21 protein-coding genes and 1 pseudogene are annotated in these 26,289 nt (G+C 65.8%); 10 read left to right on the top strand and 12 right to left on the bottom strand.

Annotated elements, in window-relative coordinates; translation table 11 throughout:
• The 3 genes from RSO41_RS04240 (at nucleotide 1) to RSO41_RS04230 (ending at nucleotide 5,139) form a co-directional block, all read left to right on the top strand.
• On the top strand, nucleotides 1-504 hold the full coding sequence (locus RSO41_RS04240; protein WP_315617822.1) for a DUF1289 domain-containing protein: 504 nt from the start codon (nucleotides 1-3) through the stop codon (nucleotides 502-504).
• Nucleotides 505-572: 68 nt separating this feature from the next.
• Nucleotides 573-1,199 (top strand): tRNA-(ms[2]io[6]A)-hydroxylase, encoded by a 627-nt coding sequence (locus RSO41_RS04235; RefSeq protein ID WP_315617821.1) that lies wholly within the window; start codon nucleotides 573-575, stop codon nucleotides 1,197-1,199.
• A gap of 34 nt (nucleotides 1,200-1,233) precedes the next feature.
• On the top strand, nucleotides 1,234-5,139 hold the full coding sequence (locus RSO41_RS04230) for an AAA family ATPase (RefSeq protein ID WP_315617820.1): 3,906 nt from the start codon (nucleotides 1,234-1,236) through the stop codon (nucleotides 5,137-5,139).
• Nucleotides 5,140-5,503: 364 nt separating this feature from the next.
• Here the strand turns inward: RSO41_RS04230 and RSO41_RS04225 are convergent, their stop codons facing one another.
• The 4 genes and pseudogenes from RSO41_RS04225 to queC all read right to left on the bottom strand — a co-directional run.
• Nucleotides 5,504-5,773, bottom strand: coding sequence for a YkgJ family cysteine cluster protein (locus RSO41_RS04225; protein WP_315617819.1), 270 nt, complete (start codon nucleotides 5,771-5,773; stop codon nucleotides 5,504-5,506).
• A complete protein-coding gene (locus RSO41_RS04220) occupies nucleotides 5,770-6,615 on the bottom strand; it encodes a 6-carboxytetrahydropterin synthase (RefSeq protein ID WP_315617818.1) in 846 nt (281 codons plus the stop codon). Before RSO41_RS04220 ends, RSO41_RS04225 begins: the two co-directional genes overlap by 4 nt.
• Complete coding sequence (gene queE, locus RSO41_RS04215; RefSeq protein ID WP_315617817.1) at nucleotides 6,615-7,259, bottom strand: 7-carboxy-7-deazaguanine synthase; 645 nt, start codon at nucleotides 7,257-7,259, stop codon at nucleotides 6,615-6,617. The genes RSO41_RS04220 and queE overlap by 1 nt, the downstream gene beginning before the upstream one ends.
• Before the next feature lie 169 nt (nucleotides 7,260-7,428).
• Nucleotides 7,429-8,097: pseudogene (gene queC, locus RSO41_RS04210) on the bottom strand (7-cyano-7-deazaguanine synthase QueC); the annotation flags it as partial.
• Nucleotides 8,098-8,521: 424 nt separating this feature from the next.
• Between queC and yegQ the strand changes: the two are divergent.
• Entirely contained in the window at nucleotides 8,522-9,937 is a 1,416-nt protein-coding gene (yegQ, locus tag RSO41_RS04205; RefSeq protein WP_315617816.1) for a tRNA 5-hydroxyuridine modification protein YegQ, read from the top strand.
• Nucleotides 9,938-10,322: 385 nt separating this feature from the next.
• Nucleotides 10,323-10,745 (top strand): SRPBCC family protein, encoded by a 423-nt coding sequence (locus RSO41_RS04200; protein ID WP_315617815.1) that lies wholly within the window; start codon nucleotides 10,323-10,325, stop codon nucleotides 10,743-10,745.
• Between the two features lie 66 nt (nucleotides 10,746-10,811).
• Here the strand turns inward: RSO41_RS04200 and RSO41_RS04195 are convergent, their stop codons facing one another.
• The 8 genes from RSO41_RS04195 to RSO41_RS04160 form a co-directional block, all read right to left on the bottom strand.
• Nucleotides 10,812-11,045, bottom strand: coding sequence for a DUF2789 domain-containing protein (locus RSO41_RS04195; protein WP_275287802.1), 234 nt, complete (start codon nucleotides 11,043-11,045; stop codon nucleotides 10,812-10,814).
• 71 nt (nucleotides 11,046-11,116) lie between these two features.
• Nucleotides 11,117-12,181, bottom strand: a complete 1,065-nt coding sequence (locus tag RSO41_RS04190) for an asparaginase (RefSeq protein WP_315617814.1) — start codon at nucleotides 12,179-12,181, stop codon at nucleotides 11,117-11,119.
• A gap of 44 nt (nucleotides 12,182-12,225) precedes the next feature.
• Nucleotides 12,226-13,395: an MFS transporter gene (locus RSO41_RS04185; RefSeq protein ID WP_315618062.1), complete on the bottom strand. Its 1,170-nt coding sequence runs from the start codon at nucleotides 13,393-13,395 to the stop codon at nucleotides 12,226-12,228.
• A 73-nt stretch (nucleotides 13,396-13,468) separates the two neighbouring features.
• Nucleotides 13,469-13,969, bottom strand: coding sequence for a hypothetical protein (locus RSO41_RS04180; protein WP_315617813.1), 501 nt, complete (start codon nucleotides 13,967-13,969; stop codon nucleotides 13,469-13,471).
• Nucleotides 13,970-14,073: 104 nt separating this feature from the next.
• Entirely contained in the window at nucleotides 14,074-15,366 is a 1,293-nt protein-coding gene (locus RSO41_RS04175) for a DEAD/DEAH box helicase (protein ID WP_315617812.1), read from the bottom strand.
• Between the two features lie 144 nt (nucleotides 15,367-15,510).
• Nucleotides 15,511-16,110, bottom strand: coding sequence for a membrane integrity-associated transporter subunit PqiC (locus tag RSO41_RS04170; RefSeq protein ID WP_315617811.1), 600 nt, complete (start codon nucleotides 16,108-16,110; stop codon nucleotides 15,511-15,513).
• Nucleotides 16,107-17,783: an intermembrane transport protein PqiB gene (gene pqiB, locus RSO41_RS04165; protein WP_315617810.1), complete on the bottom strand. Its 1,677-nt coding sequence runs from the start codon at nucleotides 17,781-17,783 to the stop codon at nucleotides 16,107-16,109. The genes RSO41_RS04170 and pqiB overlap by 4 nt, the downstream gene beginning before the upstream one ends.
• A gap of 16 nt (nucleotides 17,784-17,799) precedes the next feature.
• Entirely contained in the window at nucleotides 17,800-19,107 is a 1,308-nt protein-coding gene (locus tag RSO41_RS04160; protein ID WP_315617809.1) for a paraquat-inducible protein A, read from the bottom strand.
• 139 nt (nucleotides 19,108-19,246) lie between these two features.
• Here RSO41_RS04160 and RSO41_RS04155 point away from each other — a divergent pair, with 139 nt between their 5' ends.
• From RSO41_RS04155 to cydC, 5 genes are all read left to right on the top strand, one after another.
• Nucleotides 19,247-20,230, top strand: coding sequence for a calcium/sodium antiporter (locus RSO41_RS04155; RefSeq protein ID WP_315617808.1), 984 nt, complete (start codon nucleotides 19,247-19,249; stop codon nucleotides 20,228-20,230).
• A gap of 194 nt (nucleotides 20,231-20,424) precedes the next feature.
• Nucleotides 20,425-21,837: a cytochrome ubiquinol oxidase subunit I gene (locus RSO41_RS04150; RefSeq protein ID WP_315617807.1), complete on the top strand. Its 1,413-nt coding sequence runs from the start codon at nucleotides 20,425-20,427 to the stop codon at nucleotides 21,835-21,837.
• 3 nt (nucleotides 21,838-21,840) lie between these two features.
• Entirely contained in the window at nucleotides 21,841-22,842 is a 1,002-nt protein-coding gene (cydB, locus tag RSO41_RS04145) for a cytochrome d ubiquinol oxidase subunit II (protein ID WP_315617806.1), read from the top strand.
• Nucleotides 22,843-22,855: 13 nt separating this feature from the next.
• A complete protein-coding gene (gene cydD / locus RSO41_RS04140; RefSeq protein WP_315617805.1) occupies nucleotides 22,856-24,535 on the top strand; it encodes a thiol reductant ABC exporter subunit CydD in 1,680 nt (559 codons plus the stop codon).
• On the top strand, nucleotides 24,528-26,273 hold the full coding sequence (cydC, locus tag RSO41_RS04135) for a thiol reductant ABC exporter subunit CydC (protein ID WP_315617804.1): 1,746 nt from the start codon (nucleotides 24,528-24,530) through the stop codon (nucleotides 26,271-26,273). The genes cydD and cydC overlap by 8 nt, the downstream gene beginning before the upstream one ends.
• The last annotated feature ends 16 nt before the right edge of the window (nucleotides 26,274-26,289 follow it).

Raw genomic sequence — 26,289 nt, 5'->3', positions numbered from 1 at the left:
ATGGCAGTGTCGCGTTACCATGTCGCCGAATCGACCGAGAGGGAGCGCTCGATGGCGGGACGCGTGGTATCCCCCTGTGTGGGGTTGTGCTCGACGACAGTGGGAGACCGGGTCTGTCGAGGCTGTCAGCGCATCGACGATGAGATCCGCGATTGGCCCGGCTTCGAGGCCGATGAACGTCGGCGTCGCATGGATGAGCTGGATGCGTTGCGGGCAAGCGTGGCCGATCGTCACCTGACCGTGGTGGATGCCGAGGCGTTGCAGGCACAACTGGAGCGCCACCGTATACGCTTTCGCGAGGATCAGCCGGCGCTGTCCCGTGCCGTGGAACTGCTGAGGGTCGGCCGCGGGCGAATCCGCGACCTGTCGCGTTATGGTCTCGAGCCTCGCGAACCCCTCGATGCGATGGCCCTTCATGAGCGAATTGCCGACGAACTGATGACAGCCGCCGAGGCGCGGCGGCTGTCCGTCGATGCCAGCCTTCTCTCGTCGCCATTACGTTGACTGCTGCCCTTCAATTGCCATCACCGACCCATCGCCATTACCGGCCAATCGCCACTACCGGAATTCTCATGTCTGCCACCGTCACACACGACCCCCGACTGCCCGATGCCATCCTCGACTTTCTTGCCTGCCCCACGCCGGCCAGCTGGGTCGACTGGGCGCTGGACAATCCCGAGACGCTGCTCATCGATCATGCCCAGTGCGAGAAGAAGGCCGCCTCCACGGCGATGAGCCTGTTGTATCGCTATGTCGATGATACCGAGCTGCTGACCAAGATGGCCCGTCTGGCCCGGGAAGAACTCCTGCACTTCGAGCAGGTGGTCAAGTTGATGGAGGGGCGCGGCATCGCCTATCGCCCCATCGGGGCGGCCCGCTATGCAGAGGGGCTGCGTCGCCACGTGCGTGGCGGCGAACCGCATCGGCTGGTCGACGTACTGATCGTGGCTGCCATCATCGAGGCACGCAGTTGTGAGCGATTCGCCCGATTGATCCCTTTCCTGGACGAGGAGCTTGCCAAGTTCTATCGCGGTCTGGTTAAGTCGGAAGGGCGGCACTATGAGGATTACCTGATGCTGGCACGACGGCTCGCCCCGGCGTCGATCGACGAACGCATTGCCTTTTTCGTCGAACGCGAGGCTGAACTGATCACCATGCCGGATACGGCTTTTCGTTTTCACAGCGGTGTGCCGGCCTGAAGCCGTTAACGCCGCCTAGCAGGACAGACCCAACATGCGGGATGTTTCCGACGTCGTTACTCATGACGAGCAGGATCGCCTGGCCCTTTTCGGTCATTTCTCGCTGACCCTGGGCGATGATGCCTTGACCCACTTCAGCTATGACAAGGTCAAGGCGCTGCTGGTTTACCTGTTGCTGCACGATCAGCCCGTGAACCGGGCGACCCTGGCTGAGCTGCTCTGGCCCGATCAGGGGTTGTCGTCGGGACGTACCAACCTGCGTCACGCCTTGCACTGCTTGCGTCAGTCGCTGGGGGAAGACGCCGAGCGCGTGCTGATCGTCTCGCGCCAGACTATTGCCTTTCGCCTGCCCGACAGCTGGTGTTTCGATCTTCACGAACTGCAGGCGCTGCTCAATGGGCCAGCCAGCGTCGAGACACTTGAAGAGGCGCTGGCATACTACCAGGGGGACCTGGTGGAGGAGTTGCAGCTGGGCAACTGCTCGGAATTCCAGCGGTGGCTGGTGCAGGTCCGCAACGAATGGCGGCAGCGGGTGATTCGCTTCGCCGAGGCCGTGCTGGAGCAGCACGATCCCTTGCCCGATGAACTGCTGCAGTCTCTGGTCAGTCGCTTCTCCGGCTATGGCCCCTTTCACGAGCGGCTTGTGCGTCAACTGGCCGAGCATGGACAGCTGGCCGCCGCCCACGAGCAGTACAATGCCTATCTGCAGTTGCTGGCCCTGACCGGTCAGCAGCCCGACTCCGGCTTCCTGCAACTGGCCCGCTACTGGTCCGACGGGACACCGGATCCGAGCGGGGGGCCGAGTGGCGCCTTTTCCCGGACTCTGGCCGCGGACAGCCTGCCGCTTCGCGAGGATGAGATCGAGCAGCGTCAGCTGTCGGTGATGGCCATTCGGCTACGGCTCGATGTGGAGTTGTCCTCCCGGGCCGAGGCGCGCGCCTGCCTGGCATTGCAGATCGAACTGATGCGCTGGCTCGAACAGCAGTGCCACCACCTCGGCGGGTTCTGGTTGCCCGGTGCCACCGGAGGGTTGGGGCTGGCGTGTTTCGGTACCCATGGGCCGGCCCATCAACTGGCCGAGCTGGTAGCGCTCTATGAACACTGCCGCCGTGTGCTTCCCGAGGAGTGCCGACGCCACTGGAACGGCGAGGGCGAGCCCCCCAGGTTCGAATTCGCCGCCGGGCTGAACAGCGGGCGGGTCGTCTACCTGCCGGAGCGTCACCTGGTGGACCCGCTGGGGCAGGTCACACAGGGGTCGCTGGCCTTGATGGATGCCGCCGAGGGCAGCGAGCTGGTCATTTCCCAGGAGGCCAGCCAGCACATGCCGCCGGCGCTCGATCTGCAGCCGCGATTGTCGTCGCGTCTGGTGGCCAGCGATGGCCGCGTGCGACTGCGAGCCCTCGTGCTGGGGGCCAACGAAGGGGGGCGCGAGGCCCTGCCGCCGAGTCTGATTGGACGGGAAGCGGCGCTTCGCACCTTGCGCGATGCCCTGGCCAGGGCGGGTATCGGGCTGCGCCAGAGTGTGCTGGTGCGCGGTCCTTCCGGGCTCGGCAAGTCGGCGCTGCTGGTCGGGTTCCGCCAGCTCGAGCAGAGTCGCGAAGCGGCGGTCTGCTGGCAGCCCACCACGCGCCTGTCGGTGCAGGAGCCCTATGGGGTGGCGCGCCAGTTGCTGCGCTGGCACCTGGATGGCGATATCGATGCCGAGGCATTCGAGGGTCATCTCGGCGGCCTGATGGCCGAAGAACTCGGTGACGATCAACGGCTTCTTCTCAAGGAGGCGCTGGGGGTCTGCGAGCCGCGTGAACTGGCGGCGCTGGCACAGAGCGGCGAGGCCGTGGAGCTGGTGGTGACATTGCTGCACCGCTTGATCGGCGAGATGACCGTGTCGCGTACCCTGGTCCTGATGATCGACGATCTGCAGTGGCTCGATGAGCCGTCCTTCAAGGTACTGGCCGCGCTTCAGGCTCGCCTGCCGATCAATTGCCCCTTCCTGTTGGTGGCCAGCCATCATGGGCGCGAGGCGCTGCCGGCGCGACTCGACTGGGATCAGCAGATCACCCTCGGGCGTCTCGATGCGATGCAGTCCTCGCGCCTGCTGTCGCAGCTGGCGCGCCGCTATCGCCTGCATCTCAGTCCCCGGTTGCGGGGGCAGATCATCGAGCGCTGCGACGGTGTTCCACTCTACCTTCAGGAGATCTGTCGCCGGGTCGACATGGATCGTCGCGAAGGGCGCAGTATCCAGCTCGATGAATTGCCCCGAGGGTTGCTTGGCCTGCTTGCCAGTCGTATCGACCAACTGGATACCGACCGGGAAGTGGCGCACGTGGCGGCCGTGCTGGGGCGACGCTTCCGCCTCGACTTCCTGGCCGAGTGCAGTGGCTGGGAAATGCCGCGACTGATGTCGGCGCTGGAGCAAATGACCCGGCTGGAGATCATCGAGCCCGCCGAGGGAGAAACCGAAGGGCGTGAATACCAGTTCACCCATCAGTTGTTGCAGGAAGCGGCCTACCTGTCGTGTCCGCGGGACATCCGGGTCGACCTGCATCGCCAGGTCGTGAGTCTGATCGAGGAACACTTCCCTGTCTGGATCAGCCGTCACCCCGGGGACTTCGCGACGCACCTGCGCCGCAGCGGTCACTATGCGCGCGGGGCTCGCTACTTCGAGCTGGCGGCCCGGGAGGCGCTCAAGGTCAGTGCCAACCGCACGGCGCTGAAAATGGCCGATTTCGGCCTGGCCAGCCTGCGCCACGTGGAAGGGCAGGTGGAGCGCGAAATCAGCCTGCATACCGTTCGCGGCCAGGCGGCCTTTGCCCTGGAGGGCCATGGCTCGCCCACCGCCCACGACAGCTTCGTGCGTGCTCGGGAGTTGTTGACCTGTGCCGACGACCCGCCCGAGGACATCGAGGATCTGGAGCAGGCTTTCCTGGTCAAGTGGGGGCTCTGGGTGGGGTGCAGTCAGCGCAATGCCCATGCCGATGCCTTCATGCTGGCCTCGCGGCTGGCCGATCTGGCGGATCGCCTGGAGGATCCACGCTATCGTCGCCTGGCCGATTTCGCCCGGGCGAGCTGTGAATACTGGGCCGGGCGCATTCAGCAGGCTTACGAGCATCTGGAGGAGATCGATCCCCTCAACTCCCCCATGATGATCGAGTGGTTGCCGTTCTCGGATCATCCCCAGGTCGCCGCGGCCTGTTTCCAGGGCTGGGCGCTGTGCCTGCGGGGCGATTATCGACGCGCCGAACGGCAGGTGGAATCGGCCATTCGACTGGCCGAGCAGTTCAATCATCCGGGCAGTCTCGCCATGGCCCTGATGTATGCGGCAGCCTTGTATCGCCAGGTCGGTCATGTGCACCTGGCGACCAGTCGTGCCGAGCGTGCCTATGAGATCACCGGTTCATCGGACCTGCATCTCTGGCAGGTGTCCTCGCGCAGCGTGCTGGGATGGCAACGCGCACTGGCTGGTGATCGCGAGGGGTTGACGATCATCGAAGGTGCCCTGGAAGAACTGGCCGAGGTCACCGGGCGAGACCCTCATCAGCGTCCCGCGCTATGGTACGTGGATGCCTGTGTGTCGATGAACGAACTGGCCCGGGCGGAGGATTACCTCGACCAGACGCTGATGATTGCTCGGGAACGCACGACCCTGTTCGTGCCGGAGCTGGCGGTCCAGCTGGCACGGGTGCGTCAGCGACTCGGCCATTCTGCCGAGGAGGTCCGAACGCTGGCCGAATTGGCGCTGGCCCAGTCCCGGGACGATGGCAACCTGCACCAGGAACTGTGTGCCCTCGAGCTCTGGTTGACGGTGGTCGACCCGGAGGATACCGAGGCGCGGGAGGCCTTCCGGCGGCTGCTCGGCGAGGTCAGTCACAGCGATGCCCCGGTGCTGGTGCGCTGGCGGACGTTGTTGGATAGGCGGTTGGCGCATACGGTCGATGCCTGAGGGAAACACTGCACAAATGCCTGTGCGGGCAAATCACTGCGCTATAGCCGCCATCCATGGCGGCTACCCTGCGGGCCCGTCTAAAGACGGTTCAAATTCGCTCCTGGCGAATTTGTGCGCGGTGCTGGTGCGCCAGCCCGGTCGGAATCCTCACCTATACCCCATAGGCTCCGGTTGACTCGAAACCTCCGGTTTCTTGCCCCTTCGGGGCCATCCTTCGGATGTTTGTCGCTCCGCTCGGTGCTGTGCTCCGTCTCCTTGTGTGACCCACATGGATGTGGGAAATGCGATGGCCCGTCGGGAACGGGCCTAGCCTTCGCTCCGCTCGTCGATTTGTGCAGCGCTTCCTCGAGAGGGTGTTGTCTCAGGTGCCGCTGGCGGTCTCCAATGCGGCGATCAAGGTCAGGGCCTGTTCGCGGTGATCGCCGCATAGATCGTGGTCATAGTCGAAGCGTTCGCAGACGGCGGGACGTCTCGGGTCGCCGAACAGTCGGCAGAGGTTGTCCTCGGTGAGCTGTGCGCAGCGCACGCCCGCCGGTTTGCCATCCGGCATGCCGGGGATGGGGGAGCTGATCGAGGGGGCGATGCAACAGGCGCCGCACCCCGGACGACATCCTTGACCCTCGTTCGTCATGGCCTTGCCTCCGCGATGGCCCCCTTGTCGATACCCTCGAATGCCTGGACACGGGTGGGTCGGCCGGTCTCCCGGGCGATCTCGCCGGCCAGCCAGGCGGCGATATGCTCCACGGTGGTGGAGGTGGGCATGACCACGCAGCGCTCGCGCGGCAGGCTCATCGTGAAGAGCCCCTGAGCGGCCCGGTAGCTGGTGACCAGACGGCTCATGAAGGACGCCTCCAGTCCCTCGTCGACGTCGGCTTCGTCCACCAGATAGCGATCATCGAGGCGCGATGCCCAGTCGGCTTCCAGTGCGGGACAGCGCTGACCATTCTGCCAGACATGCAGGCGCGAGCGGTGGCCGTGGGCGATGCGTTGGCAGTTGCCGTCATGCCGCTTCAGACCGTGGCTGTAGTGGTAGCCGGCGCCGTCGATGGGTTCGTCGCTGAGCGTGAGACGGATGGCCTCGACCCGTTCGGGCGGCTGGCGCATCAATCCCTGGTCGAGATGCTCGGCCAGCCGCTGCGGGGTGATCGACGGCCAGGGCAGCAGGCTGAACGCCTGACGTGGGCCGCGCACCTCCAGGATATAGGGCGTTTCGGTGCGAATGCGTAATCCCTCGTAGCATTCGTGGACGCTGACGCCTGGCGCCTCGGTGGGCACCAGCAGGGTGTGATCGACGCCGCGGTCGAGGCGTGACTTGATCCAGGGCTTGACCTCGCCGAAGTCGAACAGCATGCCGTCGTCGCCGAGTTCGCCGTCGAGTTCGGCATCGACACGCCAGCTCGCGCCGATCAGGCCGCGTTCAGGGCACCATAGCGACGCATCCAGGTGCGTCAGTCGGTTGACGAAGAGCGTCATCAGTCGATCCCCGCGATCTTGTGGGTTTGCAGCGACAGACGCCAGCGTGGGTTGGCCAGGCAGTAGGCCACGGCGGCGGCCATGGTATCGCGTGTCTCGCCGAGCGGCGAGGTGTCCATTGGCTGCAGGAAGAAGTGGCGGAAATCGAGGTCGGTGAAACGCTCGGGCGGGGCCTCGGGCTGGGGATGTACCAGCTTGAGTTCGTCGCCATGGGTCTGGATCAGCGGTGTATCGCCCTTGGGGCTGACGCACAGCCAGTCGATGCCTGGCGGCGCTGCCAGGGTGCCGTTGGTTTCCACGGCAACATCGAAGCCGTGCTCGTGCATTGCCGCGATCAGGGCGTCGTCGAGCTGGAGCAGGGGCTCGCCCCCGGTGAAGATGACCTGGGGGCGTGAACCGTCCGACGCGCCCTGCCAGAGGTCACCGAGGTGTCCGGCAAGCGTCTCGGCGTCGGCGAAGCGGCCGCCGTTCTGGCCATCGGTGCCTCGGAAGTCGGTGTCGCAGAAACGGCAGGCCGCCGCGGCGCGGTCGGCCTCGCGACCGGACCACAGGTTGCAGCCGGCGAAGCGGCAGAAGACGCTGGCGCGGCCGGCCTGTCCGCCTTCGCCCTGCAGTGAGTAGAAGGCTTCCTTGACGCTATACATCGCTCGGCTCCCCGGATGATGCTTCAGCGTCGGCCCTGGGCTGCTGTGATGGTTCAGCGGCGGCCCTGGGCTGCTCTGATGGTTCAGTGGCGGCATCGGGCCGCTGTGATGGTTTAGCGGCGGCATCGGGCCGCTGTGATGGTTTAGCGGCGGCATCGGGCCGCTGTAAATAGCCGAGAGGGTCGTCGATGCCATTGGCGGCAAAGGCTGCCAGGCGCTCCCGGCAGCTGCCGCAGCGGCCGCAGGCCAGCGACTCGCCCAGGTAGCAGGTCCAGGTGTCGGTGTAGTCCAGGCCCATGGCGAGACCGTCGGCGAGGATGTCGGCCTTGGTGTGGTGCAGATAGGGGGTATGGATCTCGACCGGTTCGAAATTGGCGATACCGGCGACGGCATTCATGGCTTCCACGAACTCGGGACGGCAGTCCGGGTAGAGTACGTGGTCGCCGCCATGGGCGCCGTAGTCGACACGCCCGGCGCCGATGTTCACGGCCTTGGCGATGGCCATCGACAGCAGCATCATGTTGCGATTGGGTACCACGGTGTCGGCGAGGTTGTCGGCGGCATAGTCAGCATCGGGCATGTCGCGGTCGGCATCGGTGAGTGCCGAGTTGTCGATCAGGCCATGAATGGCACGGATATCGACCACCTGGTGGGGAATCGCCAGGTCGCGGCAGACACGCCTGGCCACCTCGAGTTCGCGGGCATGACGCTGGCCGTAGTCGAAGGAGAGGGCGTGGACATCACGTCCCTCGCGAAGGGCGCGGTGCAGTACCGTAAAGGAGTCCATGCCGCCGGAGTAGATCACCACGGTGGCAGAAGAAGCGGAAGATCGGGACATGCGTTACCTGTGGGTCGGAGAATTTGATGGCCGGGGTCCGGTCCGGCAGGGGCGCACAGTGTACTGGACCGGCAAGATAGGCGGCAATAACGCTCGAGCCACGAGCCACGAGCCACGAGCCACGAGCCACGAGCCACGAGCTACGAGCTACGAGCTACGAGCTACGGACCTTACCCCTTACCTCTTCCCCCTCCCGGTTCGGCCTATGCCGTCGAGGCTGATATAATCCCCGCCCTCCACATAGTAGTGCTCTGGGAAGCTCAGATTTATGTAGCGAGCGACGAGAGGCTGGCCGCCGCCGGAACGCAAACACCGGAGTTTACTTGTCGGTAAATGAGGATTTCGAGTACCGCCGGCGGCCAGGATATCGAGCGCAGCAATAAATCAGTGCTTCCCACGCCATCGTCCTGACAACGGTGATTTCATGAAAGCCCCAGAACTGCTGTCGCCCGCCGGCACCTTCAAGAACATGCGCTACGCTTTCGCCTACGGGGCGGATGCGGTCTACGCTGGCCAACCGCGTTATTCGCTACGCGTGCGCAACAACGATTTCAAGATCGATAACCTGCACAAGGGCATCGCCTATGCCCACGAGCGGGGCAAGCAGTTCTATGTGGCCTCGAACATCGCGCCGCACAACAGCAAGTTGAAGACCTATCTGCGCGACATGGAGCCGGTGATTGAGGCGGGTCCCGATGCCCTGATCATGTCCGATCCCGGGCTGATCATGATGATCCGCGAGCGCTGGCCCGAGCAGGAGATCCATCTCTCGGTGCAGTCCAACGTGGTCAACCACGCAGCGGCGAAGTTCTGGCACCGGCAGGGCATCAGCCGGATCATCCTGTCCCGTGAGCTTTCGCTGGAGGAAATCGCCGAGATTCGTGCCGAATGCCCGGATCTCGAGATCGAGACCTTCGTGCATGGCGCCCTGTGCATCGCCTATTCGGGTCGTTGCCTGCTGTCGGGGTATTTCAATCACCGAGACCCCAACCAGGGCACCTGTACCAATGCCTGCCGCTGGAAGTACAACACCGTGGCGGCATCCGAGGATGAGACCGGCGATCTGGTGCCGGCCAACTCGGCCCGGGCCCACGATGCCAGCGGCATCTGGACCCCGGACCAGGGGGCCGGCCTGATCGCCAGTGGCGGTGGCAGCGCCGAGAGCACCGCCACCGCCGGTGGCGTGGAAGGGCAGGACGAGCTGTCGGCCCTGATCGAGGATCGCAGCCGCCCGGGCGAGCTGATGCCGGTGCACGAGGACGAGCATGGTACCTACATCATGAATTCCAAGGACCTGCGAGCGGTGCAGCACGTGCCGCGCCTCGCCGAGATGGGCGTGTCCTCGCTGAAGATCGAGGGGCGCACCAAGTCGCACTACTATGTGGCGCGTACCGCTCAGGTCTATCGCCGGGCCATCGATGATGCCGTGGCCGGCCGTCCCTTCGACATGCGTCTGATGGACGAGCTCGATAACCTGGCCAACCGTGGCTATACGGAAGGCTTCTATCGTCGCCACGTCCACGACGAGTACCAGAACTACGAGCGCGGTCATTCGATCGGTGTCCACCAGCAGTTCGTCGGCGAAATACGGGATTACGATCCCGCGCGGGGCGTACTGGAGATCGACGTCAAGAATCGCTTCGAGGTCGGTGATGGCGTGGAACTCATGCTGCCGGGCGGCAACCGGCGTTTTACGCTGGAGCACATCGAGAACCGCCGGGGCGAGTCGGTGAGTGCCGCGCCGGGGTCGGGTCATGTGGTGCGCATTCCGGTACCGGGCGAGGCGATTCCCGAAGAGCGCATCGCCTATGCGCTGTTGATGCGGGACCTGCCTTCCTGAAGCGGCAGCAAGGCTAGCGCGACCTTACCCTGGCTTATAAGGGCTATCGCAGTTGGATCTGTCGACGGATCAGCCCGAGCGACAAAGTTATTAACCCGGCAAGCTTTTATGTCGGGTTAATCGCGGCACAGGGACGTGCCGCCGCCGGCCGTCAGGCCGGCGCGAGCCCGCGCCACACCAGAAGATCCACGCATCTTCGCCAGCGTGGTGCGGGCGACAATCAGATAGATCAGGACGATCTATTTGATTGCCAGGTTAATAACTACGATACCCCTTCCTCGGCTTTCGGTGGGCTGGACACTGGCCGGGGACGTCGGGGAAGCTGTGGCGGGGGTGAGCCTTTCGTCGAGGCCTCGCCTGCGTCATTCGCACACGGGAAAATGCCATGTCCACCATCGAACACAGTGCCATACTCGACGCGCCTCCCGAGCGGGTCTTCGCCCTGCTCGAGCGGGTCGAGGACTTCGTCGACTACTCCGACCTGATCAAGGCCATCGAGCCGCTGGGAGATGACCGCTATCGGTGGCACGTCAAGGCGGTGGGCATGGACTGGACCTTCGATGTGGTGATCACCGAGTCGGTGGCCCCGGAAGTGCTGGCCTGGGAATCGGTGGATGGTGTGAGCAATCGCGGTCGCTACCACTTGACGCCCGTGCCGGAGGGCACCGAGGTCTCGCTCAGCCTCGAATACGAGATCAGGAATCGCCTGGTCGAAAAGGCCGTGCGCCGCGCGGCGAGTCCGCTGGTGAGCCGGGTGAGTCAGCAGATACTCGATCGGGTCGCCACCCGCCTTCACACCTCCACCTGAAGGGCGATAGCTCGGACCCCACGCCACTCGCCAGCGAAGCGGCGGACACAGGCCTTCATCCGCGTTTCACTTGCGCAGCGATGCATCCAGATGATCCACCACCTCGGCCCAGTCGGCGTCCGTCTCGAGCGCCTCTCGCAACAGCTCGGCCTGCCCCTCGTTCCAGCAGGGCGCATCGGGCAGGGCCATGTCGTCGGGCAAGGGCCCATTGCGCTCGATGAAACGCTTGATGGAGGCCGGGTCGGAGGCGAGGCCGAGCTGCTCGAACAGCTCGGTGAAGGGATGATCGGGGGCTTCCATGGTGCGCTCCTCTGTCCTGATACGATCAACTCTGATGTCACTCTAGACGTAGTCGGGCGAGTGCGCCCGGCTCAATCGTCGAGGGGCGGCGCCGTGCGTTCGCCGACCAGAGGGGTGAGGAAGCGTCGGCGGCGCTCGGCATCGTCCAGCGGTTGGGCCAGCAGGTGGACCAGTTTGGTGACGGCGGCTTCCGGGGTCATGTCGTCGCCCGAGAGGACGCCGGCGTCGACCAGGCCCCGGCCGGCGGCGTAGGCGCCGATGCTGACGCCGCCATGGGGACATTGGCTGATGGCGGCCAGCAACTTGCCTTCTCCGCTGGCGCGCGCCAGGACGCCCAGGATGGCCGGGTCTTCCGGCAGGTTGCCGCCACCCCACACCTCCAGCAGTGCGCCCCGGACACGATCATCGAGCAACCAGGCTTCGAGCTGCCAGGCGGCGATGCCGGGCCAGAGGACCAGGCGCGGCACGCTGCCCTTGGTCAGGCCGGTGACGTCGGGCAACTCAAAGCGCGGTGCGCCGCGCTGGTGTCGCTCCAGGCCGCGACCGGGGAAGAGGATAGCGTCATCGTCGACAAACTCGCCGAGCGGAGGATGGTTGGGGCTGATGAAGGCGTCGGCGTGCCGGGTTTGCCACTTGCGACTGCGTGCGCCACGCAGGAGTCGGCCGGCGAAGCACAGGGCGACCTCCTGAAGGCGGGCGTCGGTGGCGAAGCGCATGGCCGCCTCGATGTTGTTCAGGGCATCGCTGCCCTTGCGTTCGAGCGGCGCCATGGCGCCGGTCAGGATCACCGGACGGTCGATGCCCTGAAGCTGGTAGGCGAGACTCGAGGCGGTCCAGGCGAGGGTGTCGGTGCCGTGGAGGATCACTACGCCGTCGTGGGCCAGGTAATGCTCGGCGACGAGTTCGGCCAGGTCGCGCCAGTCGTCGGGGGTGGCGGCACTCGAGTCGATGGGACGAGGGGTTTCCAGCATCCGGAAATCCGGCAGCGCCCTGCGACGCGCAGGAGGCAGGGTGCTCAGTGCGTCGCGCAACCGCGCCTCGAAATCGTGACCCGGAGTCAGCCCGTCAGGGCTGTCCACCATGCCCAGTGTGCCGCCGGTATAGATCACCAGCAGGGAAGCGCGAGAGGATGACATGCGGGCTCCTTCCTGATTGATGCCGGTCGCTCGATTCACCGCGATCAGCGGTAGTCGCGAATCAGCAGTCGGCCTTCGGTATCGGTTTCCAGGCGACGGTTGCGGCCGGCCAGCATGGCGAAGACGGCGGCGACCGTGACGATGCCCAGCAGCACCAGGGTGACGGTGAGCAGGCCGAGGTCGAATTCCAGCATCATGCCTACGGCCAGGGGGCCCAGCGCCGCCAGGGTGTAGCCGCCGCCCTGGGCGAGCCCTGAAAGCTTGCCGGCGAGACGCGAGTCCGCAGTACGCAATACGATCAGCGTCAGGGCCAGGCTGAAGCTGCCGCCCTGACCGAGCCCCAGCAGGGTGACGCCGACCCAGCGCAGGCGTTCGGGGCCGAGCAGCAGCAGGGTGAGGCCGGAAGCCACCAGCAGCAGCAGGAACAGCAGGGCCGGTCGTTGATCGCGTCCCAGGCGCGCCAGCCAGGGAGCCGCCAGGGCCGAGACCAGTTGCACCATCACCGAGGCGGCCATCATCCAGCCGGCTTCGGCCTCGCCATAACCCCGATCGATCAGCAGGGTGGGCAACCAGCCGAAGACGATATAGGCCAGCGAGGACTGCGACCCCATCAGGGCCATGACCTGCCAGGCCAGGGGCTGGCGCAGCAGGTCCCGGGTGTTCCCCGTTCGAGGCGGGCGCACCGCCGGGCTTCCGGGTTGCGGCATCAGCACCAGCCAGGCGACCAGTGCCGCCAGGGCGAGGCCGGCCCAGGCTACCAGGGCGAGCGGCCAGCCACCGAAGGCATCGGCCATCGGAATGCTCAGGCCGGCCCCCAGGGCGCCGCCGAGACATAATGCCATGGTGTAGACGCCGGTCATCAGGTCGGCGCCCCTGGGCAGCTCACGCTTGACCAGGGCCGGCAGCAGGCTGCCGGCCACGCCGATCCCCGCGCCGACCAGCAGAGTGCCGGCGAACAACCAGGCCGGGGTGGCCAGGCCACGCAGTCCCAGCCCCAGGGCGAGGACCAGCAAGGCCAGTGACAGGGTGCGTTCCGGGCCGAGGCGGCGTGACAGCCAGGGCGCAAGCGGCGCGAACAGGCCGAGGCAGAGCACGGGCAGGGTGGTCAGGGCGCCGATGCCGGCCACGGTCAGGTCGGTCTGGTCCTCGACACGCGGCAGCAAGGGAGCCAATGACGAGAGGGCCGGCCTCAGGTTGAGACCGACCAGAATCATCAGACAGAAAAAGGCCGCGGGATGCAGGGACCTCTCGGGTGCAGTAGTGCTGACGTGAGGGCTCGACATAGGCTTACTTGAGGTGTGGACGCAGGTCGCCCCGGGCGCTGTCGAGGAGCGTGATGAACTGGAGATCGCCGGTGCTGTCGACGCGGTCGACCCTGGCCATGCTGGCCATGCCCTTGTCCATTTTCAATTGTTCGAAGATTTCCAGGGTCAGCTTCTCGGCGGGCAGGTCACCGGGGTTTGACGGCCCGTCTTCCAGGGTAAAGGTCGGCAGCAGCGTTGCCCGAATCCGTGTGGTGCCTCCCTCGGCCAGCACTCGACGCACGAATAGCCAGCCTTCGCAGGTCAGGGCCTGTTCCTCGCGTTCGCGCAGGAAGAGGGTGCGGTAGCACGCGCCCTCGCTGGCGGCCTTTTCGGCCATGCTGCGGTAGGCTTCGGTCATGCGCGTTGCCGAGACACTGGCCTTTTCCAGTTCCCGCAGGGCGGCGTTGTGCTCGCGCTCGAGCTGTGCCTGACGCTGAAAGGTGAGCCAGCGGCGATAGTCGTGGATCAGCTGTTGAGTGTCCATGGCGTTCCTTGCAAATCCAGAATAGGAATGAGAGCTGTGGCGGATCACCGTCGCATAAGTCGAGGTGCTCCGCCAGGCTGAGGGCCAGGCCTGCCCAGGTCTGCCTAGGCCTGTTCGCGCTTCTGCCCGCCGCGCCGCCGACGCTTTCTCCCGGCGGGGGCGTCACGGTTGGCGGTGTCGTTGCCGCCGGGCTTGCCGCCGCGTGCGTTACGACCGCGCCCACGTCCGCCACGACCGTTCTCGATCGGCTCCGGCTTGGCATTGGGGTCCGGTTCGAAGCCGGGTTCGATATGCTTGACCAGGTCGCGCTTGATCAGCCGCTCGATGTTCTTCAGCAGGCCATGCTCGTCGACGCAGACCAGTGACACGGCCTGACCCTCGTTGCCGGCCCGCCCGGTGCGGCCGATGCGATGGACATAGTCCTCGGCGACGTTGGGCAGCTCGAAGTTGACCACATGGGGCAGCTCGTCGATGTCGAGCCCGCGGGCGGCGATGTCGGTGGCCACCAGGACCTGCAGGTCGCCGGACTTGAAGGCCGAGAGTGCCTTGGTGCGTGCCGACTGGCTCTTGTTGCCGTGGATCGCCATGGCCGGGATGTCGCGCTTGCCGAGGTGCTCGGCCAGGCGGTTGGCCCCGTGCTTGGTACGGGTGAAGACCAGTACCTGGAACCAGCGTTGGGATTGGATCAGGTGAGCCAGCAGGTCGCGCTTCTTCTCGCGGTCGACCCGGTAGACGGCCTGCTCGACGGTCTCGGCGGTCGTGTTGCGCCTTGCGACTTCGATCAGGGTCGGTCGGTCGAGCAGCTGGTTGGCGAGGGCCTGGATCTCGTTGGAGAAGGTCGCCGAGAACAGCAGGTTCTGACGCTTGGCGGGCAGCAGCTTCAGCACCTTGCGGATATCGTGGATGAAGCCCATGTCGAGCATGCGGTCGGCTTCGTCCAGCACCAGGGTCTCGACACCGGAAAGGTCGACATGGCCCTGCTGTTGCAGGTCGAGCAGGCGGCCCGGTGTGGCCACCAGGATGTCCAGGCCGGGGCGGATGGCATCCACCTGGGGCTGCTGGCCGACACCGCCGAAGATGACGTGCGATGTCATGGACAGGTGCTGGCCGTAGTCACGGACGCTCTCACCGACCTGGGCGGCGAGCTCCCGCGTGGGCGTCAGCACCAGGGCGCGGACGCCGCGCTTGGCGGGGCGCTTGCCGCCGGCCAGGCGTTGCAGCATCGGCAGGGTGAAGCCGGCCGTCTTGCCGGTGCCGGTCTGGGCGCTGGCCAGTAGATCGCCGCCCTCGAGAACGGCGGGAATGGCCTGACGCTGGATCGGCGTCGGTTCGGTGTAGCCCTGAGCTTCGATGGCACTCAGGAGTTCGGCCCGCAGGCCAAGGTCGGAAAAACTCATGCAGTCTCCGCAACAACGTCTCGATCCGTGCCGGTCGCTTCTGGCGGCCGGCCAGTCCCGGATCGGGGCGTGGGAATAGGGGCAGACGCGGCAGGAGGGACTAGCGATGCCGCGAGTGGCGCTTAGTATGCCATAGCCGCTTGGTCAGCGCAGCCGTTCGATCTCCAGGGCCAGCTGGTCGGCGAGGCGGTCCAGGTCTCGTCCCAGGGCCTGGATCAGGGCAGGGTACCCATCGGTCTCGAGCGGCGTGGTCAGGCTGAAGGGGGTCAAGGCGAGTAGCTTGCCATCGGTATCGCGGAGTTGCCAGCGTCCCTCGGCCACGGCCATGCCGTCATGACGGCCCTGGAAGCGGTCGACCTCGAGCCGCAGGCTCAAGGGGGCATCGCCCCGCTGGGTATCGTCATCGAGCATGATGCGGGTATCGGACAGGCGGGAGGCCAGTCGATCGCGCAGCCCGCGTTCGAGCTGGCGGCCCAGCGGTTCGGCCCACTGGTGCTCCCTGGCCTGCCGGACGGTGATGTCGTCGAGCTGAAAGACGATGCCTTCCACGTCCAGATAGCGCGCCAGCCGAATGGGGCGTATGACCAGCAATCGGTCGGCGGAGGCATCGGTGGCGTCTGCCGGCAGGGGGGCATCGGGCAGGGTGTAGTGAGTCGTCGGCGCGCCACCGGTGGCACAACCGTTCAACCAGAGGGCTGCCAGGGAGGCGGCAAACAGGCTGGAAAGACCTCTCGATGGCATCATGGCTGGCTCCTTGAGTCGGGGGCACGAGGTGTCGGGTCCTCGGTGTCGACGCTGTCGAACAGCAGGGCCCGGGGGTCGTCACTGATCTTGCGGGCCGCCGGCTGCAGGTCGCGCATCAGGCGTTCGACCTGATCCAGGGTATCGGTCAGCTCACGGTAGGCCGGCGAGTCGGCGGACAGCCCCTCGAGAGTGCCCTGGAGTGTCTTCAGAGTGTCGTTGAGGTTGCCCGGCAGCTCTCGGGTTCCGGGGTCGTCGAGCAGGCTCTGCATGCTGGCGGTCAGCTTGCGGACCTCCTCGAGCATGGCCTTTGATGTCGCCAGGTTGTCGTCGAGTCCGGAGAGGATCGGCGCGACTTCCAGGGCGTTGAGCTTGTCGAGCAGGGCCGTGACCTGAGACTGGATCTGCGCCAGGCCGGTCGAGGTGGTGGGGAAGACCTTGTGCCCGGCGAACGTTTCCGCCTCATACTCGTCGTCGCGCTGAGCGTCGAAGGTCAGGTCGACGAACAAGGCCCCCGTGAGCAGGCTACCGCTCTTCAAGGAGGCACGAAGCCCTCGCACGAACAATCGGTCGAAGCGCTCTCGCCAGGCGTCGAGGTCCAGCTCGTCGACACCCAGGCGTTGGGGCTCGATGCGGATCAGCACCGGGATGGCCAGGCGGTCGCGACCGTCGGGCTGCGGTGCGGTGAAATTCCAGGGCACGCTGGCGACCGTGCCGATGCGCACGCCGCGAAATTCTACCGGAGCCCCCTTGGAGAGTCCCCTCACGGTGTTCTCGATCAGCAGCACGTACTCGAGATAGCGGTCGAAGGTGCCCTGGCGGGCATCCTCCTCGTTGGCGTAGAGGGTGAAGGTGGTGTCGGGATCCACGGTCGCCCCGCGCGGAAGATCTTCCGGCACTCCGAAGGTGATGCCGCCGCCGAGCAGCGCTTCCACGGATTCGACCTGAACGCGAACGCCCTGGGAGTCCAGACGCAGGTCGATGCCGCTGGTGCTCCAGAAGCGAGTATTGCGGGTAATCAGCTGATGATAGGGGCTTTCGATGAAGATGCGATGATGCATCTGCCGGGTGTCGACGTCGAAGTCGGCCTGCTCGACGCGGCCCACGGCGAAACCCTGGAAGGTGATGGGGTCGCCCACGCTGAGGGCGTTGCCGACCTGGCTGACCAGGTTGATGCGCAGGCCCTCCGCGCCGGGCGGCGCCACCGGGGGCTGGTCGCTGACCTCGAAGGTGCGTGCCTCCTCGTTGCCCTGGCCGGGTTCGAGTTGCAGATAGGCACCGGACAGCACGGTGTTGAGACCACTGATGCCCTCGCGGCCGATGCGCGGCTTGACCACCCAGAAACGGCTGTCCTCGACCAGCATGGATGCTGCCTGGGCCTTCATGCGTGCCTTGATGACGACTTCCGATTGATCCTCCGAGAGGGATACCGACTCGACCTGGCCGACTTCGACGTTGCGTGTCTTGATCAGGGTGTTGCCGGCCTCGATGCCATCGGCGCTGTCCATGGTCAGGGTGATCAATGGCCCCCGGCTGGCGTAGTTGTCATACACCAGCCAGGCGCCGATCAGCAGCGCCACGATGGGGACGATCCAGATCGGAGAGAGCGGGGCCTGGCGCGTGGCGCGGGCGCGATGTTCGTCGTCCCGCTCGGTCTCGCGGGGAGTGTCGTTCATGAAGCGCTTCCTTGTTTCATCCTTGGCGTCTCCGGTGAGGTGCGACCGTGTCATCCCAGATCAGCCGGGGGTCGAAGCTCATGGCAGCCAGCATGGTGATCACCACCACGGCACCGAAGGCCAGAGCAGCGGGGCCGGGCGTGATCGACATCAGGTTGCCGGCACGGATCAGGGCCACCAGGATCGCCACGACGAAGATGTCGACCATCGACCAGCGACCGATGAACTCGGTGAGGCGATACAGCCGGGTGCGGGCCTGGGCCCTCATGCGGTGGGCGCGGGGAGCGACCAGGCAGAGCCAGGCGAGGGCGATCAATTTTCCCAGGGGCACGATCACGCTGGCGATCAGGATCACCAGGGCCACTGGCCAGGACCCCATTTCCAGTAGCTGGACCACGCCGCCGATGATGGTGGAGGGATTGGATCGACCGAGACTGGTGGTGGTCATGATCGGATAGACATTGGCCGGTATGTAGAGCACGGCGGCGGCGGCGAGCAGGGCCCAGGTGCGTTGCAGGCTATGGGGGTGGCGTGCATGCAGTCGTTCTCCGCAGCGTCGGCAGCGGCCCTTGCCCCGATTGTCCAGCCGGTTGACGAGCCCGCAGGTGGCGCAGCCGGTCAGTCCCTGAGTGGCGGCGGTTTCTCCGGTCCGGCTGCCCTCCGGTGCGCCGGGTTCGCCGGCCAGGGCGAACCACATCCAGTCACGGTCCACGGACTGGGTGGTCGCGATCAGCAGGATCACGAAGACCCCGAAGGCCCAGAACCCCGGGCCGAGCTCCACCTGAGCGAGTCCGGCAATCTTGATCAGGCTGACCAGGGTGCCGATGAGGAAAACATCCGCCATCATCCAGGGCTGCAGGTGCGCCAGGGAACGTGCGATACCGCGGCTGGCCGGCAGAGGGGTGCCGCGTAGCAGGCCCGTCTGCAACCAGACCACACCGAGCAGGTAGAGAGTCGGCAGTACCAGGATGGTCAGCAGCACGGCAATGGCCACGATCGGCTCGTGATAGCCGATCAATTGGGTGGCCGATTGCGTCAGTTCGATACGGTTGCCCACGCCCCTGACACTGAAGCCGAGAAAAGGGTAGGTGACCGCGAGGGCAAGCGTTACCAGCGAGGCCAGCGCCAGCGCCATGCTGCGTTGGGCGGGGTAGCGGTGTCGACGCACCTCGGCATGGCCGCAGCGCGGGCAGGTCGCCTGTTCGCCGGAGCGCAGCGGAGGCAGGGCCATCAGCCAGTCGCATTCGTGACAGGCGCGCAGGCGCCGCCGCGAGTGGCGCGACTCGGGCGGAGCCTGGTCGACGAGGGGGGCTCCCCTGGGCATGGTGATGGGTCTCGGGGCCGGCCTTGGCACTAGGCGGTCGTCCTCCTGGCACCGGTTGAATCCAGTTTCAAGTGTGTCACGTTGACGACGGAGGGACCATAGGCAAACATGCAGGCCCGAATGTTCCGATGGAGATACCATGATGCTTCCCGTTCTGGCGGTGGTGGTGGGCCTTGTCCTGCTGATGTGGAGCGCCGAGCGTTTCGTCGATGGTGCGGCATCGACCTCGTCGCATCTCGGGTTGTCCCCCCTGCTGATCGGGATGCTGGTGATCGGTTTCGGCACCTCGGCGCCGGAACTGGTGGTCTCGGTCATTGCGGCGGCACAGGACAACCCCGGGCTGGCGCTGGGCAATGCCTACGGCTCCAACATCGTCAATATCGGTCTGATTCTCGGCCTGGTGGCGCTGATCTCGCCGCTGGCCGTGCATTCGAGCATGGTTCGCCGCGAACTGCCGGTGCTCGGGGCCGTGACCCTGCTCTCGGCATTGTTGTTGCTGGGTGGAGTGCTCGGACGCCTCGAAGGCGGCTTGTTGTTGCTGATTCTTGCCGTCTTCATGGGGGTCAGCATCCGGCACGGCATGAAGATGCCCGACGACCCGATATCCACGGATACCGAGCAGGACATCGCCTCTCATCCAATGTCGTTGCGTGCCGGGCTGATCTGGACGGCCATCGGGTTGCTGCTGCTGGTGGTCAGTTCACGCCTGCTGGTCTGGGGGGCGGTGGCCATTGCCCAGAGCTTCGGGGTCAGTGACCTGATCATCGGGTTGACGGTCGTCGCCGTGGGGACGTCCTTGCCCGAACTGGCTTCCTCGATCAGCGCGCTGCGTCGTGGGGAGCATGATCTGGTACTGGGCAATGTGGTCGGCTCCAACCTGTTCAACACCCTGGGAGTGGTGGGCCTGGCCGCGTTGATCACGCCGATCGAGGTGGCCAGCGAAGTGCTGCTGCGTGACTGGACGCTGATGACCGCCATGACGGTCCTGATGACGGTCTTCGCCCTGGGCTGGCGAGGCCGTGCGGGGCGAATCAATCGGCTCGAGGGCGGGGCGCTGTTGGCCATGTATCTGGTCTACACCGGGTTCATGGTCCTCCTGGTGGTGCAGGGCGGGTCCGCCTGACCGCCTGCGACAATGCGACACTCCGGTCGCTCCCGCCTTCGGGGTAGCATGGACGCCATGATGAGCCGAGTCCCTTGGTGCCGGGGCTCGAGGCACGGTGCAATACAGTGGCCATGCCTATCGTCTAGGCTGTTGTATGAGCGGGGGGCGAATCGCTCCCGTCTCGTCCCGAGTGCAGGAACCTGGAGTCTGCCATGGAACTCGATCCCCTGTTGTTGTCGCGATTGCAATTCGCTTTCGTGGTGTCTTTCCACGCCATCTTCCCTGTCTTTTCCATCGGGCTCGCGTCTTACCTTGCGGTGCTCAACGGGCTCTTCTACCGCACCGGCAACCCGGCCTGGGAACGCCTGGCCGTGTTCTGGGCCAAGGTCTTCGCGGTGGTGTTCGGGATGGGGGTGGTGTCGGGCATCGTCATGTCCTTCCAGTTCGGCACCAACTGGAGCAACTTCTCCCTGGCCGCCTCTAACTTCCTGGGGCCCATGCTCAGCTATGAAGTGGTCACGGCCTTCTTCCTCGAGGCGGCTTTCCTCGGCGTGCTGCTGTTCGGCCGCGGCAAGGTGCCTCAGGGCGTTCATCTGTTCGCCTCTCTCATGGTGGCGCTGGGGACCTTCATCTCGGCATTCTGGATCCTCGCGGCCAATAGCTGGATGCAGACGCCGGTGGGCACGGAACTGATCGATGGGCGTTTCCACGTGACCTCCTGGTCGGAGGCAATCTTCAATCCTTCCTTCCCGTACCGCTTCACGCACATGGTATTGGCCTCCTTTCTCACCGGCGGCTTCGTGGTGGCCGGGGTCAGTGCCTGGTACTTGCTGATCGGGCGTGACGTCGAGGCCAATCGCAAGGCCTTCTCGATGTGTCTGTGGCTGTTGCTGGTGCTGGCGCCGACCCAGGCGGTGGTAGGGGATTTCCATGGCCTCAATACCCTGGAGCATCAGCCGACCAAGGTGGCGGCCATGGAAGGCAACTGGGAGACGCAGACGAATACGCCGCTGCTGCTGTTCGCCTGGCCGGACAAGGACGCCCAGGAAAATCTCGTCGAGTTCGGTATCCCGGGACTGGCGAGCTTGATCCTGACGCATCATGTCGGTGGGGAAGTGCCGGGCATCAGCGAAGCCCCGCCCTCGGAGCAGCCGCCGGTCTGGCTGGTCTTCTGGTCTTTTCGTGTCATGGTCGGCCTGGGGCTGGCGATGATTGCCGTGGCTCTGGCCGGGCTCTGGCTGCGCGCCAAGGGACGGCTGTATGACCATCGCGGCTTCTTGCAACTGATGCGACTGATGAGCGTGTCGCCGTTTCTGGCGGTGCTGGCCGGCTGGTTCGTGACGGAAATCGGTCGCGCGCCCTGGCTGGTCTACGGGGTGATGGACCAGGCCGAGGCGCTCACGCCTTCGCTGAGCGGCGGCATGGCGCTGTCCACCCTGCTGGGCTACATCGCCGTCTATGCCGTGGTGTTCTGGGCCGGTGTCTATTACCTCACCCGTGTGGTGCGTCAGGGCATGCTGCCGGATCTCGAGCCGCACGATGACGAGGTGGAGCGGCCCATGCGCCCGTTGTCCGCCGCCCATGTGCCTTTCGAGGACGCCGCCAATCAACCGGGCAGGAGCTGAGCCATGCAAATGTTCGATCTGTCACTGATCTGGGCCCTGATCATCGGTTTCGGGGTGATCATGTACGTGCTCATGGATGGCTTCGATCTGGGCGTGGGCATTCTCTTTCCCTTTGCGCCGGACGATGCCGGGCGTGACGTCATGATGAACTCGGTGGCGCCTATCTGGGACGGTAACGAGACCTGGCTGGTATTGGGGGGAGCCGGTCTGCTGGCTGCCTTCCCGCTGGTCTATTCCGTCTTCTTGCCGGCGCTGTACCTCGGCGTCTTTCTGATGCTGGCCGGACTGATCTTCCGGGGCATCGCCTTCGAATTTCGCTTCAAGTCGCATCGCAATCGCCACTGGTGGAATCGTGCCTTCAGCTGGGGCTCGGCGCTGGCGGCCTTCGCCCAGGGCGTGGTGGTCGGTGCTTATATCCAGGGCTTCGCCGTCGAGGATTTCGTCTATGTGGGCGGCCCGTTCGATTGGCTGACGCCCTTCACGGTATTGACCGGTCTCGGCTTGATGGCGGGCTATGCGTTGCTCGGCGCGACCTGGCTGATCATGAAGACGGAGGGACGGCTTCAGGACTGGGCCTTTGATCTGGCGCCGAAACTGCTCGTCGCGGTGCTGGTCGTCTTCGCGATCATCAGCTTCTGGACGCCCTTCGTCGATGAGGCGGTGCGCGAGCGCTGGTTCGGCCACCTGCACCTGATCTGGGTTTTCCCGGTGCTGGCGCTGGCCTGCGCGGCGCTGGTCTGGCGTGCCGTGCGCCAACGTCGGGAAGGACAACCCTTCATTGCGACACTCGGCGTGTTCGTCTTTACCTACCTGGGCCTTGTGGTCAGCAAGTGGCCGGTGATCGTGCCGCCGGACTACACGATCTGGGATGCCGCCTCGGCGCCCGAGTCGCAGCTCTTCCTGCTGATCGGCGTCTTGTTCGTGATTCCCATCGTGCTGGCGTATACCGCCTGGACCTATTGGGTATTTCGCGGCAAGGTCCGGGAGGGCGAAGGCTATCACTGAGCCCGGGCGAGACATGGCCGCAAGACGGACGCCTCGCGCCTGGCTGGCCGGGCTGGCACGGGCCGAGCGTCATTATCTGGCACTGGCGGTGATCGCCGGTCTTGCCGTGGGACTGCTGACCATCGCCCAGATGGCGACGCTGGCCTGGTTGGTGACGTCGATGCTGATCGAAGGGGACGATCCGTCGTCCCTGGTGGCAGGGTTCGCGATCCTGGTGGTCATGATCGTGCTGCGGGCCCTGGCCCAATGGGGGCAGGAGAGTGCGGGGCTGACGGCCAGTCTGCGCCTGCGTGCCAGGGCGCGCCGCGAGCTTCTCGATCATCTCGAACGCCTGGGGCCGGTCGGGCTGGCCGATCATCATACTGCCAGCCTGGCCAACCGCGTGGTCGATCAGGTCGAGGCGCTGGATGGCCATGTCGCGCGGTTTCTCCCGCAGATGTGTCTGGCGGTGGTGATCCCTCTGGTCATTCTGGTCGTCGTGGCCTGGCTGGACTGGCTGGCGGCCTTGTTCCTGCTGTTGGCCGCGCCGATGATCCCCCTGTTCATGGCACTGGTAGGCATGGGGGCCGAGAAACTCAACCGCGAGCAGTTCGACACCGTATCGCGGCTTTCGCGGCACTTCATCGATCGAGTTCGGGGTATCACGACCTTGCAGCTCTTCGGGGCCGGCGCTCGGGCCACCCGGGATGTCTACGCCGCGGCTGACGATTACCGCAAGCGCAGTATGCGGACCCTGCGCCTGGCGTTTCTTTCCTCGGCGGTGCTGGAATTCTTCGCCGCGGTGGCCATTGCCGTGGTGGCCATCTATGTCGGCTTCGGGCTGCTCGGCTATATCCGTTTCGGGCCGGCCGAAGAGCTGACCCTGTTCAGCGGCCTGCTGGTGTTGCTGCTGGCGCCGGAGTTCTTCCAGCCGTTACGTACCCTTTCCCAGCACTATCATGACCGTGCCGCTGCCCTGGGAGCCGCCGAGGGGATGGTGACGCTGCTCGACGTACCCCCACCACGGGGTGAGCAGGCGCCATCACTATGCCGAACCGACGCCTTGTTCGAGCTGGATGCCGTGACGGTGTCGTATTCGGAGCGAGGCCGGGTGCTCGGTCCCCTGGACCTGACGATACGGCCCGGCGAGATACTCGGCGTGAGCGGCCCGTCCGGCGTCGGCAAGTCGACCCTGTTGCAGTTGCTGGCCGGTTTCGTCGCGCCATCGTCGGGTGAGTGCCGCACGGCGGCCGACCTGGAGGTGGCCTGGATGGACCAGCGCCCCTTGCTGATCCATGGCAGCCTGGCCGACAACCTGCGCCTTGCGGCCCCCGAGGCGGATGAGGCGGCGTTGCGTCAGGCTTTGCAGCGAGCGGGCCTGGGGGAGCTCCTCGCGACCCTGCCCGAGGGGCTGGCCACGCCGCTGGGAGAAGGTGGTGTCGGACTGTCCGGCGGTCAGGCCCATCGCCTGGCCCTGGCGCGAGTCTTTTTGTCCCCGGCGCCTCTGGTACTGCTGGACGAGCCCACGGCAAGCCTGGACGACGACAGCGAGGCACGGGTACTCGAAGCATTCTCGGGGCTGGTCGAGCAGGGACGGACCCTGGTGATCGCCAGTCATCGGGCGGCGCCCCTGGCCTTGGCGACGCGTCGGTTGTCCCTGGTGGCGGACAGGGAAGGCGAGCGACGACAGGCCGAGGAGGTGGCGAATGACTGAGCGCACACCGGGTCTCGTTGCCACGCTGCGACCCTGGCTCATTCAGCTCGGTCGACGTCATGGGCGCCTGCTGACGGGAGCGGCTCTCATGCTGCTGGCCCTGGTGGCGGCACTGGGATTGCTGGCGTTGTCGGGCTGGTTCATCACCGCCACCGCGCTGGCCGGCCTGGTCCTGGCGGCGGGAGGCGCGGCGACCCTGGACGTCTATGTGCCCGGAGGTGGCATTCGTGCCTTCGCCTTGACGCGTACCCTGGCACGCTATGCCGAGCGGCTGTACAACCACGACACCGTGCTGCGGCTGTTGGCCGACCTGCGTGGCCACATGTTTGCGGTGCTGGCCGATCTTGATGCCGCCAGCCTGAGCCGTCGTCGTGCCAGTGACTGGTTGAATCGGCTGACCGCCGATATCGACACCCTGGACAGCCTTTTCCTGCGCCTGATGGCGCCCGCTCTGGTCGCCTTGCTGGCGATTCTTGGCCTGAGCGCCTTGTTGGCCGTCTGGGCGCCGTCGGCGGGATTGGCGGTGGGGGCGGTCCTGGGAATCGCCTGGTGCTGGCTGACGATCGGCCAGGCCCGCCTGGGGCTGGCCGCCAGTCGCCGTCGCGTGGTGGAGCTGGAACGCTTGCGGGGTCGCGTGATCGAACATCTGTCGGGGATGGCAGAGCTGGAGGCCCATGGCGCCCTGGCCGAACAGCGGCGACGCCTGGATGCCATCGAGGCACGCTTGCGTGATGACCAGCGTCGACTGGGACGGCTGTCGGCCCTGGGATCGGCATTGGCCGGCCTGGCGGTCGGTCTGGCCTGGTTGGCGGCTCTGTGGCTGGGGGCGCGGCTCTGGGTGGACGAGGCCTTGTCCGGTCCCTTGATGGTGATGATGCCGCTGGCCGTGCTGGCGATGAGCGAGGCGCTGATGGCCCTGCCCATGGCCTTTACCCAGTTCGGTGCCACCCAGGCTGCTGCCGAGCGGCTCAATGCCCTGGACGCCGCCCGGCGGCCGACGCGCATGCCGCGGGAAGGCCCCTTGCCATCGGACGGGCCCTTGTCCGTGACCCTGGACCGGGTCGGCCTGCATTATCCCGGGGCCTTGACCGCTACTCTCGACGATTTCTCGCTGCATCTCGATCCCGGAGAGCGGGTCGCTCTGTGTGGACCTTCCGGTGTCGGCAAATCCAGTGTGGCCGCTCTGGTCAGTGGCCAGCTTGTCCCGAATAGCGGCCGTGTCCGCCTCGGGGGTATCGATATCGAGCACTTCGAGGAGCAGGCCCTGCGTCGCCGTCTGGCCATGCTGACTCAGGGCAGCGAGCTGTTCGATGACAGCCTGGCGGCGAACCTGCGCCTGGGGGATCCCGACGCCTCCGATGCGCGTCTGTGGCATCTTCTCGCCGAGGTCGAACTGAGCGAATGGGCGCGAGAGCTGCCGCGAGGCCTGGCAACCCGGGTGGGCGAGGGGGGACGGCGCCTGTCCGGTGGCCAGGCGAGGCGACTGGCGCTGGCACGGCTGTTGTTGCGTGATCCGGGCGTCGTGATCCTCGACGAGCCCTTCACCGGCCTCGATGCGGACACCGCACAACGCATGGCCGTACGGCTCGATGCCTGGCTGACGGGAAGAACCGTGATCTACCTCTCGCATCGCCACGATGACCAGGCCATGCCCCTGCCCGGCGTGACGCGGACGCTCGACCTGACGGCCCGCGTCGGATCGCCACTTTGCACGGATGGTCAGAATCTTTCAGGATAGGGCAAAGCCGACAACG

The sequence above is a fragment of the Halomonas sp. I1 genome (genome assembly GCF_032334135.1).
GTDB lineage: Bacteria > Pseudomonadota > Gammaproteobacteria > Pseudomonadales > Halomonadaceae > Halomonas.
This window is presented reverse-complemented; position numbering and strand designations above follow the sequence as displayed.

Bases quoted from the DNA above. Each gene is read 5' to 3' on its own strand.
- RSO41_RS04240 (WP_315617822.1), top strand. From the start codon at position 1: ATGGCAGTGTCGCGTTACCATGTCGCCGAATCGACCGAGAGGGAGCGC.
- RSO41_RS04235 (WP_315617821.1), top strand. From the start codon at position 573: ATGTCTGCCACCGTCACACACGACCCCCGACTGCCCGATGCCATCCTC.
- RSO41_RS04230 (WP_315617820.1), top strand. From the start codon at position 1,234: ATGCGGGATGTTTCCGACGTCGTTACTCATGACGAGCAGGATCGCCTG.
- RSO41_RS04225 (WP_315617819.1), bottom strand. From the start codon at position 5,773: ATGACGAACGAGGGTCAAGGATGTCGTCCGGGGTGCGGCGCCTGTTGC.
- RSO41_RS04220 (WP_315617818.1), bottom strand. From the start codon at position 6,615: ATGACGCTCTTCGTCAACCGACTGACGCACCTGGATGCGTCGCTATGG.
- queE (WP_315617817.1), bottom strand. From the start codon at position 7,259: ATGTATAGCGTCAAGGAAGCCTTCTACTCACTGCAGGGCGAAGGCGGA.
- yegQ (WP_315617816.1), top strand. From the start codon at position 8,522: ATGAAAGCCCCAGAACTGCTGTCGCCCGCCGGCACCTTCAAGAACATG.
- RSO41_RS04200 (WP_315617815.1), top strand. From the start codon at position 10,323: ATGTCCACCATCGAACACAGTGCCATACTCGACGCGCCTCCCGAGCGG.
- RSO41_RS04195 (WP_275287802.1), bottom strand. From the start codon at position 11,045: ATGGAAGCCCCCGATCATCCCTTCACCGAGCTGTTCGAGCAGCTCGGC.
- RSO41_RS04190 (WP_315617814.1), bottom strand. From the start codon at position 12,181: ATGTCATCCTCTCGCGCTTCCCTGCTGGTGATCTATACCGGCGGCACA.
- RSO41_RS04185 (WP_315618062.1), bottom strand. From the start codon at position 13,395: ATGATTCTGGTCGGTCTCAACCTGAGGCCGGCCCTCTCGTCATTGGCT.
- RSO41_RS04180 (WP_315617813.1), bottom strand. From the start codon at position 13,969: ATGGACACTCAACAGCTGATCCACGACTATCGCCGCTGGCTCACCTTT.
- RSO41_RS04175 (WP_315617812.1), bottom strand. From the start codon at position 15,366: ATGAGTTTTTCCGACCTTGGCCTGCGGGCCGAACTCCTGAGTGCCATC.
- RSO41_RS04170 (WP_315617811.1), bottom strand. From the start codon at position 16,110: ATGATGCCATCGAGAGGTCTTTCCAGCCTGTTTGCCGCCTCCCTGGCA.
- pqiB (WP_315617810.1), bottom strand. From the start codon at position 17,783: ATGAACGACACTCCCCGCGAGACCGAGCGGGACGACGAACATCGCGCC.
- RSO41_RS04160 (WP_315617809.1), bottom strand. From the start codon at position 19,107: ATGCCCAGGGGAGCCCCCCTCGTCGACCAGGCTCCGCCCGAGTCGCGC.
- RSO41_RS04155 (WP_315617808.1), top strand. From the start codon at position 19,247: ATGATGCTTCCCGTTCTGGCGGTGGTGGTGGGCCTTGTCCTGCTGATG.
- RSO41_RS04150 (WP_315617807.1), top strand. From the start codon at position 20,425: ATGGAACTCGATCCCCTGTTGTTGTCGCGATTGCAATTCGCTTTCGTG.
- cydB (WP_315617806.1), top strand. From the start codon at position 21,841: ATGCAAATGTTCGATCTGTCACTGATCTGGGCCCTGATCATCGGTTTC.
- cydD (WP_315617805.1), top strand. From the start codon at position 22,856: ATGGCCGCAAGACGGACGCCTCGCGCCTGGCTGGCCGGGCTGGCACGG.
- cydC (WP_315617804.1), top strand. From the start codon at position 24,528: ATGACTGAGCGCACACCGGGTCTCGTTGCCACGCTGCGACCCTGGCTC.